Annotated in this window: 15 protein-coding genes; 11 read left to right on the forward strand and 4 right to left on the reverse strand. The window is 74.5% G+C overall.

What is annotated here, in order from left to right; all coding sequences use genetic code 11:
- Positions 1 to 274: Rieske 2Fe-2S domain-containing protein (locus NH342_RS24330; RefSeq protein ID WP_253016333.1), on the reverse strand; the 274-nt coding region annotated here is incomplete at its 3' end.
- A 165-nt stretch (positions 275 to 439) separates the two neighbouring features.
- Between NH342_RS24330 and NH342_RS16590 the strand changes: the two genes are divergently transcribed.
- Together NH342_RS16590 and NH342_RS16595 are read left to right on the forward strand one after the other, a co-directional pair.
- Positions 440 to 796 (forward strand): DUF485 domain-containing protein, encoded by a 357-nt coding sequence (locus NH342_RS16590; protein WP_253016335.1) that lies wholly within the window; start codon positions 440 to 442, stop codon positions 794 to 796.
- Entirely contained in the window at positions 793 to 2,418 is a 1,626-nt protein-coding gene (locus NH342_RS16595) for a cation acetate symporter (RefSeq protein WP_253016337.1), read from the forward strand. The genes NH342_RS16590 and NH342_RS16595 overlap by 4 nt, the downstream gene beginning before the upstream one ends.
- A gap of 48 nt (positions 2,419 to 2,466) precedes the next feature.
- On the opposite strand, the gene NH342_RS16600 is transcribed toward NH342_RS16595, so the two are convergent.
- Entirely contained in the window at positions 2,467 to 4,155 is a 1,689-nt protein-coding gene (locus tag NH342_RS16600) for a class I adenylate-forming enzyme family protein (RefSeq protein ID WP_253016339.1), read from the reverse strand.
- Between the two features lie 181 nt (positions 4,156 to 4,336).
- Here NH342_RS16600 and NH342_RS16605 point away from each other — a divergent pair, with 181 nt between their 5' ends.
- The 9 genes from NH342_RS16605 to NH342_RS16645 are packed head-to-tail and all read left to right on the forward strand — an operon-like array spanning position 4,337 to position 15,853.
- On the forward strand, positions 4,337 to 5,491 hold the full coding sequence (locus tag NH342_RS16605; protein WP_253016341.1) for an acyl-CoA dehydrogenase family protein: 1,155 nt from the start codon (positions 4,337 to 4,339) through the stop codon (positions 5,489 to 5,491).
- On the forward strand, positions 5,491 to 7,095 hold the full coding sequence (locus NH342_RS16610; RefSeq protein WP_253016343.1) for an AMP-binding protein: 1,605 nt from the start codon (positions 5,491 to 5,493) through the stop codon (positions 7,093 to 7,095). Before NH342_RS16605 ends, NH342_RS16610 begins: the two co-directional genes overlap by 1 nt.
- Complete coding sequence (locus NH342_RS16615; protein ID WP_253016345.1) at positions 7,092 to 8,723, forward strand: acyl-CoA carboxylase subunit beta; 1,632 nt, start codon at positions 7,092 to 7,094, stop codon at positions 8,721 to 8,723. Before NH342_RS16610 ends, NH342_RS16615 begins: the two co-directional genes overlap by 4 nt.
- A 5-nt stretch (positions 8,724 to 8,728) precedes the next feature.
- The gene (locus NH342_RS16620) at positions 8,729 to 10,702 is read left to right on the forward strand and encodes a biotin carboxylase N-terminal domain-containing protein (protein WP_253016347.1); all 1,974 of its coding nucleotides are present in this window, start codon (positions 8,729 to 8,731) and stop codon (positions 10,700 to 10,702) included.
- Positions 10,699 to 11,457 (forward strand): enoyl-CoA hydratase/isomerase family protein, encoded by a 759-nt coding sequence (locus NH342_RS16625; protein ID WP_253016349.1) that lies wholly within the window; start codon positions 10,699 to 10,701, stop codon positions 11,455 to 11,457. The genes NH342_RS16620 and NH342_RS16625 overlap by 4 nt, the downstream gene beginning before the upstream one ends.
- A 1-nt stretch (position 11,458) precedes the next feature.
- A complete protein-coding gene (locus tag NH342_RS16630) occupies positions 11,459 to 12,244 on the forward strand; it encodes a TIGR03084 family metal-binding protein (protein ID WP_253016351.1) in 786 nt (261 codons plus the stop codon).
- Complete coding sequence (locus NH342_RS16635) at positions 12,241 to 14,001, forward strand: acyclic terpene utilization AtuA family protein (RefSeq protein WP_253016353.1); 1,761 nt, start codon at positions 12,241 to 12,243, stop codon at positions 13,999 to 14,001. Before NH342_RS16630 ends, NH342_RS16635 begins: the two co-directional genes overlap by 4 nt.
- A complete protein-coding gene (locus tag NH342_RS16640) occupies positions 13,998 to 14,588 on the forward strand; it encodes a TetR/AcrR family transcriptional regulator (protein ID WP_253016355.1) in 591 nt (196 codons plus the stop codon). The genes NH342_RS16635 and NH342_RS16640 overlap by 4 nt, the downstream gene beginning before the upstream one ends.
- The gene (locus NH342_RS16645) at positions 14,585 to 15,853 is read left to right on the forward strand and encodes a glutamate mutase L (protein WP_253016357.1); all 1,269 of its coding nucleotides are present in this window, start codon (positions 14,585 to 14,587) and stop codon (positions 15,851 to 15,853) included. The genes NH342_RS16640 and NH342_RS16645 overlap by 4 nt, the downstream gene beginning before the upstream one ends.
- Before the next feature lie 87 nt (positions 15,854 to 15,940).
- Here the strand turns inward: NH342_RS16645 and NH342_RS16650 are convergent, their stop codons facing one another.
- Together NH342_RS16650 and NH342_RS16655 are read right to left on the reverse strand one after the other, a co-directional pair.
- Positions 15,941 to 16,570 (reverse strand): pentapeptide repeat-containing protein, encoded by a 630-nt coding sequence (locus NH342_RS16650; RefSeq protein ID WP_253016359.1) that lies wholly within the window; start codon positions 16,568 to 16,570, stop codon positions 15,941 to 15,943.
- 148 nt (positions 16,571 to 16,718) lie between these two features.
- Positions 16,719 to 17,102 (reverse strand): PH domain-containing protein (locus NH342_RS16655; RefSeq protein ID WP_253016361.1); only part of this gene is annotated, 384 nt, incomplete at its 5' end.

Consider the following 17,102-nt stretch of genomic DNA (forward strand, 5'->3'; position numbering starts at 1 on the left):
AGCGGCCGTCGGCGGCGAAGGTCCAGCCGTGGCCCGCGCAGCGCAGCTCGCCGCCCACCACCTCGGCCGCGGTCAGCGGGAGCAGCCGGTGCGGGCAGCGCGGGGACAGCGCGGTGACCTCGCCGCCCGGGCGCAACCGGACGACCACCCACGGTCGCCCACCCGCGCCGACCAGCAGCGGGGTGCCGCCGACGTCGGCCGCGCGCGCGACCGGGAACCAGCCGGTGCCACCGGGCGAGGGAGGGGTCCGGGAGAGGGCTCTGCTGGATGCCACAGCACCATGACACCGCCACCGGGTCACCACCGCGTTGCCCCCGTGTGACGTGTGGGAACAGGATCTCGGGCCCGTCGGGCGTGGCGGAACGGGCGGGGTTGGGCGTACCCGGGTCGAACGCCTAGTGTTCGCGCTCACACAGTGGATCCACAGTGAGGTGTTCCCGTGACCGAACCCGAACGTCGGCTGCTCACCCCCGAGGAGTACCGGCAAGCCCAGGACTCCCCCGAGTTCACCGAGCTGCGGCGCCGTTTCCGCCGCTTCGCCGTCCCCATGACCGTGGCCTTCCTGGCCTGGTACCTGCTCTACGTGCTGCTGTCCACCTACGCGGTGGACCTGATGGCCACCCACGTGTTCGGCGACGTGAACCTCGGCATCCTGCTGGGGCTCGGCCAGTTCGTCACCACGTTCGCGATCACCCAGGCCTACGTCGCCTACTCGGCCCGCAACACCGACCCGATCGCCGACGAGATGCGCACCCGCCTCGAGGCCCACGAGTACGCCCGGGGGGAGCAGCAGTGACCATCGGCACCCCAGCGGTGAACATCTCGATCTTCGCGGTGTTCGTGCTCATCACGCTGGTCGTCACGTTCCGGGCCAGCCGGAACAACGCCAGCGCCGCCGACTACTACGCCGCCGGCCGCAACATCTCCGGCACCCAGAACGGCCTGGCCATCTCCGGTGACTACCTGTCGGCGGCCTCGTTCCTGGGCATCGCCGGCGCCATCGCGGTCTACGGCTACGACGGCTTCCTCTACTCCATCGGCTTCCTGGTGGCCTGGCTGGTGGCGCTGCTGCTGGTCGCCGAGCTGCTGCGCAACACCGCCCGCTTCACCATGGCCGACGTCCTGGCCTTCCGGATGCGGCAGGGCCCGGTGCGCACCGCGGCGGCGCTGTCCACGCTGGCGGTCTCGCTGTTCTACCTGCTGGCCCAGATGGCCGGTGCCGGCGGTCTGGTCACCCTGCTGCTGGGCATCAGCGGCGCCGGGGCGCAGGCCCTGGTCGTCGTCGTGGTCGGGGCACTGATGATCTTCTACGTGCTGGTCGGCGGCATGCGCGGCACCACCTACGTGCAGATGATCAAGGCCACGCTGCTCATCGCCGGTGCGCTGGTCATGACGGTCTGGGTGCTCGGGGAATACGGGTTCAACCTGTCATCGCTGCTCGGCGGGGCCGCCGACACCGCCGCCCAGCAGGCCACGCCGCGCGACGTGCTCTCCCCGATGGGCCAGTACGGCGCCAGCGGCACCTCGAAGCTGGACTTCGTGTCCCTGGGTCTGGCCCTGGTGCTCGGCACGGCGGGTCTGCCGCACGTGCTCATGCGCTTCTACACCGTGCCGACGGCGAAGGACGCCCGGAAGTCGGTGGTCTGGGCGATCTGGCTGATCGGTTTCTTCTACCTGTTCAGCCTGGTCATCGGCTACGGCGCGGGTGCCCTGGTCGGTGCCGACCGGATCCTGGCCGCACCTGGTGCGGTGAACTCCGCGGCACCGCTGCTGGCCTTCGAGCTCGGCGGCACCGTGCTGCTGGGCATCATCGCCGGCGTCGCGTTCGCCACCATCCTGGCCGTCGTCGCGGGCCTGACCATCACCGCGTCGGCGTCCTTCGCGCACGACATCTACAACTCGGTGGTCAAGAAGGGGTCGGCCACCGGGGACCAGGAGGTCCGGGTCGCCCGGATCACCTCCTGCGTGATCGGCGCGGTGGCCATCGGGCTGGGCATCCTCGCCCTGCAGGCCGGGCTCAACATCGCCTTCCTGGTGGCACTGGCCTTCGCCGTCGCGGCGTCGGCGAACCTGCCGACGATCCTCTACACGCTGTTCTGGAAGCGGTTCACCACCCGCGGCGCGCTGTGGTCGATCTACGGCGGGCTGATCTCCTGCCTGGTGCTCATCGTCTTCTCCCCGGTGGTCTCCGGCGGGCCGGTCAACCCGGCCACCGGGAAGTCGACGTCGCTCGTCCAGGGCGTGGACTTCTCCTGGTTCCCGCTGAACAACCCCGGGCTGGTGTCGATCCCGCTGGCCTTCTTCCTGGGCTGGCTGGGCACGGTCATCAGCAAGGAGAAGGCGGACGTGGCGAAGTACGCCGAGCTGGAGGTCCGCTCGCTGACCGGCATCGGCGCCGAGAAGGCGGTCCAGCACTGACCGCCGGCGGCAGCCCGGGGGCCGTCCCCCGGGCTGCCGCCGGGCGGCTCACGCGGTCGTGAGGTCGGCGGCGGCGTCGTCGTAGAGGTCGGCCATGGCCTGGCGCAGCTTGTACTTCAGCACCTTGCCGCCCACGGTCTCCGGCAGTGCGTCGCTGAACAGGATCGCCTTCGGCGTCTCGAAGCCGGCCAGCCGCTCGCGGCACCAGTCGACCAGCTCCCGGTCGGTGACGGTCGCCCCGGGCGCCCGGACGACGACCGCCGTCACCGCCTCGCCCCAGCGGTCGTGCCGCAACCCGACGACGGCGGCCTTGGCGACCTGCGGGTGCTCGTGCAGCAGGGCCTCGACCCGCAGGCTGGAGACGTTCTCCCCGCCGCTCTTGATGATGTCCTTGTACCGGTCGACCATGATCCGCAGGCCGTCCTCGTCGACCACGCAGCTGTCGCCCGAGTGGAACCAGCCGTACCGGAAGGCCTCCTCGGTGGCGGCCCGGTCGCGGTAGTAGCCGGCGGTGACGGCGGGGGAGCGGTAGACCGCCTCGCCCGGGACACCCGGGGCACCCATCAGCGAGCTGCCGTCGACGTCCATCACGATCGAGGAGAGCAGCGGGTTGGGGATGCCGACGTAGTTCAGCGAGGTGCCGGCCGCGGCGACCTTGGCCTCCTCGGTGGCCGGCCAGAACCGGTGGCAGCTGATGGCCTCGGTCTGCCCGAAGATGCCCATGAGCGTGAGCTGCTCCCCGCAGCTGGCGGTCAGCGACGCCCGGACGCCCCCCTCGACCGCGCCCCAGCCGTAGACGACCACGCGCAGCGAGCTGCGCGGGCCGTCGCCGACCGCGGCGGCCAGCTCGGCGGCGAAGGCCTTCACCAGCTGTGGTGACCCTCCCCAGATGCTGGTCGCCGACTCCCGCTGCACGGCGGCGGCCATCTCCGCCGGCACCGGACGGCGGCCGATCACCAGCCGGCCGCCGGCGAGGAAGGCCGACAGCGAGAGGCACTGGTCGGCCACGTGGTAGACGACCGGCAGGAAGGTGACCTGGACCAGGTCGGACTCCAGCGGCACGCCGCGGGTGAGCGACAGCGCGAAGGAGTAGGCGCCGAAGTGGGCGTAGTGGTGCGAGAGCATCACGCCCTTGGGCAGCGCGGTGGTGCCGGAGGTGAACAGGATCTCCCAGATGTCGTCGCCGTGGACGGTGGCCCCGGCGTCGTCGGTGCCCTGCGCGGCCACCCACTCGGCGAACGCCCGGCTGCCCTCGACCGGGCCGCCGCCGAGGGGGATGGTCACGTCGGGCCGCAGGCCGTGCTCGGCGAACGCCGGCTGCACGTGCGCCCACAGCTCGGCGTCCACCACGGCGAAGCGGGGCTCGGCCAGCGCGATGAGCTGGGCGACGACGTCGGGGGCCAGCGCGGGGTTCAGCGGCACCGACACCAGACCGGCGCGGGCGGCGCCGAGCTTGGTGAGGTAGGCCTCGACGGAGTTCTCGCAGACCAGCAGCACCCGGTCCCCGCGGTGCAGCCCCGCGGCGAGCAGACCGTTGGCCACCTGCTCCACGACCCGGGCGGCCTCGCGGTAGGTCAGCCGCTCGTAGGCCGGGTCGGCGAACGCCCCGGTCCAGCCCGTGATCGCGACCCGGTCGGGCCGGCTGTGGGTCAGCCGTTCGAGGACGTCGCCGACGCTGGTGCGGTTCCACCGGTCGTCGGCCCGTCGGTCGTACAGGCTGTCCACGTCGATGACCACGGGCTTCTCCTCGTCCTGGGCCGGCGGCGGTGCTCGGCGCCGTCGATGTGAACCGTCGACCACTAGTGCCGTGCTCGTCAACCCCTGGTGTGATCCAGGTCGCCGCAAGGCTGGTGCGACGGGGTCGTGAGGTCTACGGTGCAGGGGTCTAGTGAATGACCGATCACATGGGAGTGGCCTCGTGGAGTTCGCCGAGAAGCCCGAGCTGCAGGCGCTGCGCGATACCGTGGGGCAGATCGCCGCCCGGTACGGCAGCAGCTACTACGTCGAGCGCGCCGCCCGGCACGAACCGCTCACCGAGCTGTGGGCCGACCTCGCGAAGGCGGGCTTCATCGGCATCAACGTGCCCGAGGAGTACGGCGGGGGCGGCGGCGGCCTGGTCGAGCTGGCGATCGTGTGCGAGGAGATCGCCGCGCAGGGCTGCCCGATGCTGCTGCTCCTGGTCTCCGCGGCCATCTCGGCCGAGGTGATCAGCCGGTTCGGCGACGCCGAGCAGAAGCAGCGCTGGCTCCCGGGCCTGGCCGACGGCTCGGCGAAGGTGGTCTTCGCGATCACCGAGCCCGGCGCCGGCTCGAACAGCCACCAGCTCACGACCGCCGCCCGCCGCGACGGTGACGACTGGTTGATCTCGGGCCAGAAGTACTACATCTCCGGGGTCGACGAGGCCCGGGCGCTGCTGCTGGTGGCCCGCACCGGCACCGACGAGGTCACCGGGCGCGCGCAGATGTCGCTGTTCCTGGTGCCCACCGACGCCCCCGGCTTCGTGGCCCAGCCGCTGCCGGTCGACGCGATGCTGCCCGAGCGCCAGTTCACCCTCTTCCTCGACGACGTCCGGGTGGGCCCCGAGGCCGTGGTCGGCGAGGTCGGTGCCGGGTTCGCCCAGGTGTTCCACGGCCTGAACCCCGAGCGGATCACCGGTGCGGCGCTCTGCGTGGGCGTGGCCCGGTACGCCCTCGGGCTGGCCGCGGAGTACGCGACCCAGCGGACGGTGTGGAAGGCCCCGATCGGCACCCACCAGGGCGTCTCGCACCCGCTGGCGAAGGCGGCCATCGAGACCGAGCTGGCCGCCCTGATGACCCGCAAGGCCGCGTGGGCCCACGACGCGGGCATCCCCGCCGGCGAGGCCTCCAACATGGCCAAGTACGCCGCCGCCGAGGCCGCGCTGGCCGCCGTCGACGCCGCCATCCAGACCCACGGCGGCAACGGGCTGTCCACCGAGTACGGGCTGGTGCCCTACTGGGGCATCGCCCGGCTGCTGCGCATCGCCCCCGTGAACCGGGAGATGGTGCTCAACTACGTCGCCCAGCACACCCTCGGCCTCCCCCGGTCGCACTGATGGCCGTCACCGAGCTGCTGGACAACCTGGTCCACCGGGTCAACGTCGGCGACACCCTCACCCGCACCGCTGACCGCCTGCCCGCGACGACGGCCCTGGTCGACGGCGACCGGCGGATCAGCTACCGCGAGCTCGACGACTGGACCGACCGGCTGGCCCGAGCGCTGGTCGACCGCGGCTACGCCCCCGGCGACTCCCTGGCGCTGGCCTCCGGCAACAGCACCGAGTTCCTCGCCGTCTACTACGCCTGCGCGAAGGCCGGCGTGGTCTGCGTGCCGCTCAACCTGGGGTGGCGGCCCGACGAGGCCGGCTACGTGCTCGGCCACGCCGGCGTCCGCGGCGTGGTGGTCGAGACCCAGCTCGCCGGCTGGGTCGAGCAGGCCCTCGCGGGGCTGGACGGCGTCCGCGACGTCGTCCTCGCCCCCGGCACCGGCGGCGACGTGCCGACCACCCTGGCCGGCCGCAGCACCGCCACCCTCGAGGCGTGGGCGGCGGATGCCGAGCCCGGGCCGGTCGAGGTGGTCGTGCCCGACCGGGCGCCGATCACCTACCTCTACACCTCGGGCACCACCTCGGCCCCGAAGGGCGTGGTCGGCACCCACCTGGCCGTCGTCGTGGAGTCGCTGACCATGGCGCTGGAGGCGCGGTGGACCGACGAGGACCGCTTCCTGGCCATGATGCCGATGTTCCACACCGCGCAGCTCAACTGCTTCTGCACCCCGGCCGTCGTCCTCGGCGCCACGCTGGTCGTGCACCGCGGCTTCGACCCCGACCGCTTCCTGGACACCGTCGAGGCCGAGGGCATCACCCAGGTGTTCGGGCTGCCGATGATGTACCGGGCGCTGACCGAGCGCCCCGACATCGGGCAGCGCGACCTCTCCAGCCTGCGCCGGGCCTGCTACGCGATGGCCCCCATGCCCGAGCCCCAGCTGCGCCGGGCGCTGGACGTGTTCGGCTGCGAGTTCTTCCTGCTGTTCGGCCAGACCGAGATGAGCCCCACCACCACCCTGTTCCGGCCCGAGCACCAGCTCACCCACGCCGGCGCGGTCGGCACGCCCACCGTCAGCGTGCGGGTCGCGCTGATGGGCCCCGACGGCGAGCGGGTCGGGCCCGGCGAGCAGGGCGAGATCGTCTACCGCAGCCCGCAGGCCCTCGCCGGCTACCTCCACGACGACGCCGCCACCGAGGCCGCCTTCGCCGGCGGCTGGTTCCACTCCGGGGACATCGGCCGCTTCGACGACGACGGCGTGCTCTGGTTCGCCGACCGCTCCAAGGACGTCATCAAGACCGGCGGCGAGAACGTGGCCTCCATCGAGGTCGAGCGGGCGCTCTACGCCGCCGACCCGCGGATCGCCGAGGTCGTCGCCGTCGGGCTGCCGCACGAGCGCTGGAGCGAGGCCATCACCGCCGTCGTCGTCCCGGTCGCCGGGGCGCGCATCGACGAGGCCGAGCTGCTGACCGCCGTCCGGGCCCACCTGGACCCCTACAAGGTGCCCAAGGCCGTCGTCGTGCTCGACGACCTGCCCCGCACGTCCACCGGCAAGGTGCAGAAGAACGTGCTGCGCCGGCGGCTGGCCGACCACTACTCCGGAGGCACCGCATGACCGCCGCCATCCACCCGCGTGTCGCCGAGGGCACCGTGCTCGGCTCGACCCTCGACACCCGGGGCGAGCAGTACCGCACCAACCGGGCCGCCTCGCTGGACGTGCTCGACCAGCTCGAGGAGCAGCTGGACCTCGTGCGGGCCGGCGGCGGCGAGCGGTACGCCGCCCGGCACCGCGAGCGCGGCCGACTGCTCGTCCGCGAGCGCATCGAGCTGCTGCTGGACCGGGACTCCGCGTTCCTGGAGCTCTCGTCGCTGGCCGCCTGGGGCACCCAGTTCACCGTCGGGGCCAGCATCGTCACCGGCATCGGCGTGGTCGCCGGCGTCGAGTGCGTGGTCGTCGCGCACGACCCCACCGTGCGCGGCGGGGCGATGAACCCGATCTCGTTGAAGAAGACGTTGCGGGCGCTGGAGATCGCCCGGCTCAACCGGCTGCCGGTGATCAACCTGGTCGAGTCCGGCGGCGCGGACCTGCCCAGCCAGGCCGACCTGTTCGTCAACGCCGGCCAGATCTTCCACGACCTCACCCAGCTGTCGTCCCTGGGCATCCCGACCCTGGCGCTGGTGTTCGGCAACTCCACCGCGGGCGGGGCGTACGTGCCCGGGATGTGCGACTACTCGGTGCTGGTCGACCGGCAGGCCAAGGTGTTCCTCGGCGGGCCGCCGCTGGTCAAGATGGCCACCGGGGAGGACGCCGACGACGAGGAGCTCGGCGGGGCGGCCATGCACGCCCGCGTCTCCGGCGTGGCCGACCACTTCGCCGTCGACGAGCGCGACGCGATCCGGCTGGGCCGGCGCATCGTCTCCGAGCTGAACTGGCGCAAGCTCGGTCCCGGGCCGGCGCTGCCCGCCGACGAGCCGCTCTTCGACCCCGACGAGCTGCTGGGCATCGCCCCGGCCGACATCCGGGTGCCCTTCGACCCCCGCGAGGTGCTCGCCCGCGTGGTCGACGGCTCGCGGTTCGGTGAGTACAAGCCCGAGTACGGCACCAGCCTGGTCACCGGCTTCGCCTCGGTGCACGGCTTCCCCGTCGGGGTGCTGGCCAACGCCCGGGGGGTGCTGTTCAGCGAGGAGGCCAAGAAGGCCGCCGAGTTCATCCAGCTGGCCAACCAGGTCGACACCCCGCTGATCTTCCTGCAGAACACCACCGGCTACATGGTCGGGAAGAGCTACGAGCAAGGCGGGATCATCAAGGACGGCTCGAAGATGATCAACGCGGTGACCAACTCGACGGTCCCGCACATCACCATCAACACCGCGGCCTCCTTCGGCGCCGGCAACTACGGCATGAGCGGGCGGGCCTACGGGCCGCGGCTGATGTTCGCGTGGCCGGGCAGCAAGCTGGCCGTCATGGGCGCTGCCCAGCTGGCCGGGGTGATGTCGATCGTCGGCAAGGCGTCGGCCGCCGCTGCCGGTCGGCCCTTCGACCAGGCCGCGGACGACGAACGACGGCGCGGCATCGAGGCCCAGATCGACGCCGAGTCGCACGCCTTCTACGTCACCTCCCGGATCTACGACGACGGCCTGCTCGACCCCCGCGACACCCGCACCGCCCTGGGCATCGCCCTGTCCGCCGCCCACTCGGGCCCGATCGAGGGGCGCCACGGCTACGGCGTCTTCCGGATGTGAGCACGATGTCGAACCCCCCGATCACGAAACTGCTGGTCGCCAACCGCGGCGAGATCGCGCTGCGGGTCATGCGCACCGCCCGCGAGATGGATGTCGCCACCGTCGCGGTCTTCTCCGACCCCGACGCCGACGCACCGTTCGTGCGGGCGGCCGACGAGGCCGTGCGGCTGCCGGGCGCGAGCCCCGCCGACACCTACCTGCGCGGCGACCTGGTGATCGCGGCCGCGCTGGCCACCGGGGCGCAGGCCGTGCACCCCGGCTACGGCTTCCTGTCCGAGAACGCCGGCTTCGCCCGCGACTGCGCGGCCGCCGGGCTGGTCTTCGTCGGCCCGACGCCCGACGCGATCGAGGCGATGGGCTCGAAGACCGCGGCGAAGGAGCTGATGGCCGCCGCCGGCGTGCCGGTGCTCCCCGGCGTGGTGGCCGGCGAGGGCACCGACCTCACCGCCGAGGCGGGCCGGATCGGCTACCCCGTGCTGGTCAAGGCCGCGTTCGGTGGCGGCGGGCGCGGCATGCGCATCGTGCGCGGGCCCGACGAGGTGCAGGACGCGGTCGACAGCGCGCGGCGCGAGGCGGTGTCGGCGTTCGGCGACGGCACCGTGTTCCTCGAGCGGTACGTCGAGCGGCCGCGGCACGTCGAGGTCCAGGTCGTCGGCGACACCCACGGCACCGTCGTCCACCTCTTCGAGCGCGAGTGCTCCGTGCAGCGCCGCTACCAGAAGGTGCTCGAGGAGGCGCCGTCCCCGGCGGTGGACGACGCGCTGCGCGCCCGCCTGGGCAAGGCGGCCGTCGCCGCCGCCGAGGCCATCGGCTACGTCGGCGCCGGCACCGTGGAGTTCGTGCTCGCCCCCGACGGCGACTTCTTCTTCCTGGAGGTCAACACCCGGCTGCAGGTCGAGCACCCGGTCACCGAGCTGGTCACCGGCCTGGACCTGGTGCGGGTGCAGCTGCAGGTCGCCGAGGGCCTGCCGCTGCCCCCGGAGGTGCTGGACGCCCGGGTGACCGGCCACGCCGTCGAGGCCCGGCTCAACGCCGAGGACGTGCCGGCCGGCTACCTCCCGGTCACCGGCACCGTGCACCGGTTCGCCGTCCCGGCGCTGCCCGGCGTCCGGGTCGACTCCGGCGTCGCCGACGGCTCCGTGGTGGGTGTGCACTACGACTCCATGCTCGCCAAGGTCATCGCGCACGGCGCGACCCGGGACGACGCCTGCCGGCGGCTGGCCCGTGCGCTGGCCGAGGCGCAGGTGCACGGCATCACCACCAACCGCGACCTGCTGGTCGGCGTGCTGCGCGAGGCCGAGTTCCGGGCCGGGGAGATCGATACCGGCTACCTGGAACGGCACCCCGAGCTCACCGCGCCCGAGCCGGACCCGCAGGTCACCGCCCTGCACGCGGCCGCCGCGGCGCTCGCCGACGCAGCCGTCCGCCGGGCCGGCGCCCGGGTGCAGGCCGCCGTGCCCAGCGGGTGGCGCAACGTGCCCGGCGTCGACCAGGTCGCCGTCCTCGCGGTCGGTGAGGACCAGCTGGAGGTGCGCTACCGGCGCACGCGCGACGGCTGGCGGGTCGCCGTGGGCGACACCCGGCTGGCCGTCGACGCGGTCGAGGCCGCGGCCGACCGGGTGGTGCTGACCGTCGACGGCGTGCGCCGCGCGCTGGCCGTGCACCGGGTCGGCGACGAGGTGTTCGTCGACGGCGCCGGCGCCTCGACGGCGTTCGCCGAGGTGCCGCGGTTCCCCGTCCCCGGCAGCGCGGCGGGCGAGGGATCGCTGCTCGCGCCGATGCCCGGCACCGTCGTGCGGGTGGCCGTGGCCGAGGGCGACGCCGTCACCGCGGGGCAGGCCGTGGTCGTGCTGGAGGCGATGAAGATGGAGCACGTGGTGGCCGCGCCGGCCGACGGCACGGTGGCCGAGCTGCGGGCCGCGGTCGGCGACACCGTCGACACCGGCGCCGTCCTGGCCGTGGTGGAGGTGGGGGAGTGAGCGTCACCTACGAGGTGGTGCGCCGGGTCGCCTGGCTGACCATAGACCGGCCGGAGGCCCGCAACGCCCTGTCGGCCGAGGTCCGCCGGCTGCTCACCGAGGGGTTCGAGGGGTTCGCCGCCGACGACAGCGCCGCCGTCCTGGTGCTCACCGGCGCCGGGGACAAGGCCTTCTGCGCCGGCGGCGACCTGCGCGAGATGGCCGACACCGGCCTGACGGTGCCGCCCCCGGACTTCGTGCCCCAGCCCGGCCGCACCGTCGAGATCGGCAAGCCGGTGATCGCGGCGGTGAACGGCATCGCCTACGGCGGCGGGTTCCTGCTCGCCCAGCAGTGCGACCTCGTGGTCGCCGCGGAGCACGCCCGGTTCGCCGTCAGCGAGGCCAAGGTCGGCCGCGGCGCCCCCTGGGCCGCGCCGCTGTCCTGGCTGGTGCCCCCGCGGATCGCCATGCAGCTGCTGGTCACCGGCGACCCGATCAGCGCCGAGCGGGCGCGGGAGGTCGGCCTGGTCAACGAGGTGGTGCCGGCCGCCGACCTGCACGACGCCGCGCAGGCCCTCGCCGAGCGGATCGCGGCCAACGCGCCGCTGTCGGTGGCCGCGGCCAAGCAGACCGTGCGGCTCATGGCCGGGCACCGGTTCGCCGAGGCCTACGCCGAGGCCGAGGCGTTGTGGGAGCCGGTGTACCTCTCGGCCGACGCGCAGGAGGGCCCGGCCGCGTTCCGGGACAAGCGCGCCCCGGTCTGGCAGGGCCGCTGACGTGGCCGTCGACATGGCCGCGCTGGTCGCCGACCTGGCCGCGGAGTCCGCCGACCTCGACCGGGTGCTGGCCGCCCTGCCCGGGACCGCGTGGGCCACGCCCACCCCGGCCGCCGGGTGGACCGTCGCCGACCAGGTCGTGCACCTGGCCCACTTCGACCAGACCGCCACGACCGCAGCGGTCGACCCCGACCGCTTCCGGGCCGAGGCCGACGCGCTCATGGCCCACGGCGACGACTTCACCGAGGTGGTCACGCAGGCCAACCGCGGCCGGACGGCGACCGACCTGCTGGCCTGGCTGCGCAGCGCCCGCGCCGAGTACCTCCGTGTGTTCGGTGCCCTCGACCCCGCGACCCCGCTGCCCTGGTACGGCCCGCCGATGAGCGCGGCGTCCTCGGTCACCGCCCGGTTGATGGAGACCTGGGCGCACGGCCAGGACGTCGTCGACGCGGTCGGTGCCACCCGCGAGCCCACCGCCCGGCTCCGGAACATCGCCCACCTGGGCGTGGCCACCCGTGGCTGGAGCCACCGGGTGCACGGCGAGGACCCCCCGCCCGAGCCGGTGCGGGTGGAGCTCACCGCGCCGGACGGTGACACCTGGATCTGGGGCCCGCCGGACGCCGCCGACCGGGTCGCCGGCCCGGCCCTGGACTTCTGCCTGCTGGTCACCCAGCGCCGGCACCGCAGCGACCTGGCCCTGCACGCCACCGGCCCGGTCGCCGACCACTGGCTCGACGTCGCGCAGGCCTTCGCCGGCCCGCCCGGACCGGGGAGGACCCCCGCATGACACGCGCACCCGTGCGCATCGCCAACTGCTCCGGCTTCTACGGCGACCGGCTGGCCGCCGCCCGCGAGATGGTCGAGGGCGGGCCGATCGACGTCCTCACCGGGGACTACCTCGCCGAGCTGACCATGCTCATCCTCTGGAAGGCCCGGCAGAAGGACCCCGGCGCCGGGTTCGCGCGCACCTTCCTCACCCAGCTCGAGCAGGTCCTGGGCACCTGCCTGGACCGCGGCATCCGCATCGTCAGCAACGCCGGCGGGCTGGACCCCGTCGGGCTCGCTGGCCGCATCGGCGAGCTGGCGGAGCGGCTGGGCCTGCACCCGCAGGTGGCCGCCGTGCACGGCGACGACCTGCTGCCACGGGTGCCGCAGCTGCTCGCCGACGGCGTCGACCTGGCCCACCTGGACACCGGGCAGCGGCTCGCCGACGCCGGCGTCGAGCCGGTCTCGGCCAACGCCTACCTCGGCGGCTGGGGCATCGCCGAGGCGCTGGGTGCCGGGGCCGACGTCGTGGTCACCGGCCGGGTCACCGACGCCGCGCTGGTGGTCGGGCCGGCGGCGTGGTGGCACGGCTGGGCGCGCACCGACTGGGACGCCCTGGCCGGCGCCGTGGTCGCCGGGCACGTCATCGAGTGCGGGCCGCAGGCCTGCGGGGGCAACTACCCCTTCCTGGACGAGGTGGTCGACCGCCGCTACCCGGGGTTCCCGATCGCCGAGGTCGCCGCCGACGGGTCCAGCGTGATCACCAAGCACGAGGGCACCGGCGGCCTGGTCTCGGTCGGCACCGTCACCGCGCAGCTGCTGTACGAGATCGACTCCCCGGCCTACGCCAACCCCGACGTCGTCGCCGACTTCGCCAGCTGCGAGCTCACCCCCGAGGGCCCCGACCGGGTGCGCATCTCCGGCACCCGGGGCAGCCCGCCGCCCGACCGGCTCAAGGTCGCGCTCAACCACCTCGGTGGCTACCGCAACACCATGACGCTGGTGCTCACCGGGCTGGACGTCGAGGAGAAGGCGGCCTGGGCGGTCGACGAGCTGTTCGGCATCCTGGGCGGGCAGGACTCCTTCGCCGAGGTCGACGTCCGGCTGCTGCGGTTCGACACCGCCGACGCCCCGGTGAACGCCCACGCCACCGCCCACCTGCGGATCACCGTCAAGGACCCCGACCGGCGGAAGGTCGGCCGGCGGTTCTCCGACGCCACGATGCAGCTGGCCCTCGGCGGCTACGCCGGCTTCCACACCACCACCCCGCCCTCGGCCGAGAGCGCCTACGGCGTCTACTGGCCCGCACTGGTGCCGCGCGACCGCGTGGAGCACGTGGTCGTCCTGCCCGACGGGTCGTCGCGGGTCGTCGCCGACCCGCCGACCGGCGCGCTGCCGGCCGTCGAGCCCGTGGACGGTCACGGGCGACCGGACGAGGGACCGACCCGCCGGGTGCCGCTGGGCCGGGTGGTCGGCGCCCGGTCGGGGGACAAGGGCGGCAACGCCAACGTCGGCCTCTGGGCCCGCGACGACGCCGGCTGGGAGTGGCTGCGCGCCACCCTGACCACGGAGCGGTTCCGCGAGCTGCTGCCCGAGGCCGACGGGCTCGCCGTCCGCCGCTACGAGCTGCCGCACCTGCGGGCGCTGAACCTGGTCGTCGTCGGTCTGCTCGGCGAGGGCGTGGCCTCGGCGACGCGGCCCGATCCGCAGGCGAAGGGGCTGGGGGAGTACCTGCGGTCCCGCGAGCTGGAGGTGCCGGTCAGACTGCTGGGGCGATGAGCAGCAACCAGGAGGCGGTGCGCACCCGCGACCCCGACCGGCGCGACCGCATCCTGCGCGCCGCGGCCGACCTGCTGGCCGACCGCGGGTTCCACGGCGTCTCGATGGCCGAGATCGGCGGCGCGGCGGGCATCGTGGGGTCCGGGGTGTACCGGCACTTCGACAGCAAGTCCGCGGTGCTGGTGGCCCTGCTCGACGAGGTCATGGACCGCCTGCTCGCGACCGCCTCCACCGCTGCCGGCTCCGGGCGCGACGAGGGGAGCGTGCTCGCCGACCTGGTGCGCGGCCAGGTGCTGTTCGCCGTCGACGACCGGCCCCTGCTGCAGCTCTACCAGCGCGAGGTGCACAACCTGCCCGAGGCCGACCGCCGCCGCCTGCGCCGCCTGCAGCGGCACTACGTCGAGGAGTGGGTGCACCTGCTGCTCGAGCTGCGTCCGGACCTGGCCGACGGCACGGCCCGGGCCAAGGTGCACGCGGCGATCGGCGCCGTGCAGTCGGTGGCCACCTACGACAGCGGGCTGCCCCGCGACGAGGTCGTCGAGCTGCTCACCGACGCCGCCTACGCCTGCCTGGGCCTCCCCGCGTGAGCGCGGTCGTCTGCGTCGACGTCGGGTCGACCTTCACCAAGGCGGCGCTGGTCTCGCTGCCCGCGGGCGAGCTGCTGGCGACCGCGCAGGCGCCCACCACGGCCGACGACGTCGTCCGCGGGGTGCTGGCGGCCACCGCCGGGTTCCCGGACGCACCCGTGGTCGCCTGCTCCTCGGCCGGCGGCGGCCTGCGGCTGGCCGTCGTGGGGTACGAGGCGCTGATCAGCGCCGAGGCCGGGCACCGCGCCGCCCTGTCGGCCGGTGCCCGGGTGGTGCACGTCGCCGCGGGGCACCTGGACGCCGCCGGGCTGGCCGCCCTGGCCGCGGCCCGGCCCGACGTCGTCCTGCTGGTCGGCGGGACCGACGGCGGTGACGCAGCGGTGCTGCGGCACAACGCCTCAGCACTGGCCGGGTGGGACCGGTCCGTCCCGGTCGTGCTGGCCGGCAACGCGCACGTCGCCGACGAGGTCGCCGCGGTGCTGCGGGACGGCGGCCGGCCGGTCACCGTCTGCGCCAACGTGCTGCCCGACATCGGCGACCTGGTCCCCGAACCCGCCCGCGCGGCCATCCGGGCCGTCTTCCTCGAGCACGTCATCGGGGGCGAGAAGCTGTCCGGCGACCCCCGTCTGCGGCAGTGGGTGCGGGCGGTGACCCCCGACGCCGTCCTGGACGGCGTGGCGGTGCTGGCCGGGCTGCGGGCCGCGGCCGACGTCCCGGGGGTGGTGGTGGTCGACGTCGGCGGGGCGACCACCGACGTCTACTGCGTGCCCGACCTCGACGCCGAGCAGGCCGCGCTGCGGCGGGAGGCGGTCGGCGTGCCCGCGCAGCGGCGCACCGTGGAGGGCGACCTGGGGGTGCACCACGCCGTCGCCGACCTGCGTGCCGCCGCCGCTGCCGAGGGACTGCCCCCGGTGGCCGACGACCCGCTGTCCCTGGGCGAGGCCGCGGCGACGGTGGCGCTGCGGCGGCACCTGCGGGCCGAGGCCGCCTACGGCCCGGGCGGTTCCTCGGCGCGGGGTGTCGGGCTGGTGGTGCTCTCCGGCGGGGTGTTCCGGCACGCCGCACCCGCCGGCCGCGACGCCGTCGTCGCCCGGCTGGCCGCCGACCGGGGCGGGGCGGGGGGTGTGCTCACCGGCACCGAGGTGGTCGTGGACGCAGCCTACGTCCTCGCCGCCACCGGCCTGCTCGCCGCCGACCACCCCGCTGCCGCCCGGGCACTGGCCGCCACCCTGCTGCCCCCGCCGCACAGTGATCAGGTGACCTGATCGGTGCACGTCCACCCGCACCGACGTTCGTGTGGCCGGCCGTACGGTGACCAGGTCACCTGATCACCGTCCGGGCCGCGGGCGGGGTCAGCGGGCGACGCGGATGCCCAGCTCGGCGGCCATCCCGCCCGACCAGCCGGCCAGCTGCGCCGCGCTGATGGTGGCCCCGCGCAGCCCGGTGACGCCGTCCAGGTCGGGCAGGCCCGCAGCCGTGAGGTCGACGTCGCGGCAGCGGGCGCCCGACAGGTGCAGGGTGCCCAGCTCCCCGCCGGCCACCCGCAGCCTCCGCAGGTCCGCCCCGCCCAGGTCGAGCTCGCGCAGCGTGCAGTCGACCAGCTCCACCTCGACCAGGGTCGCGCCGCGCAGGTTGACGTAGTCGGCCCGGACGCCGGTCAGGGTCACCCGGGTCCAGGACGCCCCGTGCGCGGTGACCGCGCCGAACCGGCCGCCCTCGACGACGACGTCGAGCCAGGTGCCGTCGTGGGCCAGCAGCTCGGTGGCCGTGCAGCGCAGCGCGCCGACCGTGGACAACCGGCCCCGCACCAGCGACAACCCGTCCAGCGCGCACCCCTCCAGCAGGCACTCCAACAGCTGGCCGGCCTCCCCGGTCGGCGCCAGCTCGGCGAACCGCAGCCCGTCCGCCGTCCCGCCGGTGAGGTCGTGCGGGCCGCCGTCGGTGAACGGGGGCAGGGGCGCGAGCAGCTCGGCGACGTCCACCCGCCCAGCCTGGCACCCGCCGCTCGGCCACCCCGGCCCACCCGCCTCGACGTGGATCAGCTGCGACGACGACCGTGCATCCTCAGCCACCGACGTCGGTGGCGGAGGATGCACACTGCCCGTCCCACCTGATCCACGCCGGAGGGGGTCAGCGGGCCAGCGTGGCCGCCCAGGGGCCGGAGGCGGCCTCGGCGAACGGGGCGGCATCGGCGGCGGCGACGTCCAGCGCCTGGTACCCGCCGGCGCCCGCGCCGACGGCGGCGACCACCGTGGCCACCCCCTGCCGGCGCTGGAAGAACGACTGGTGCACCTGCCAGCCGACGACGGCGCGCCGCTGCAGCACCACCTGCTCGCGGACCAGCCAGCCCGAGCGCAGCGAGAACGACCGCGGTCCGGCGGCGTGCCCGAGCGCGGCGTAGCGCCCCTGTCCCAGCGGCACGCCGAGGCCGGCCAGCACGACCCCGGCCAGCAGCAGCCACCACCAGCCGGCGACGGCGGTCAGCACCGCCCCGGCCAGGGTGACCGCCACGCC

This window comes from Klenkia sp. PcliD-1-E (assembly GCF_024124375.1).
Lineage (GTDB): Bacteria > Actinomycetota > Actinomycetes > Mycobacteriales > Geodermatophilaceae > Klenkia.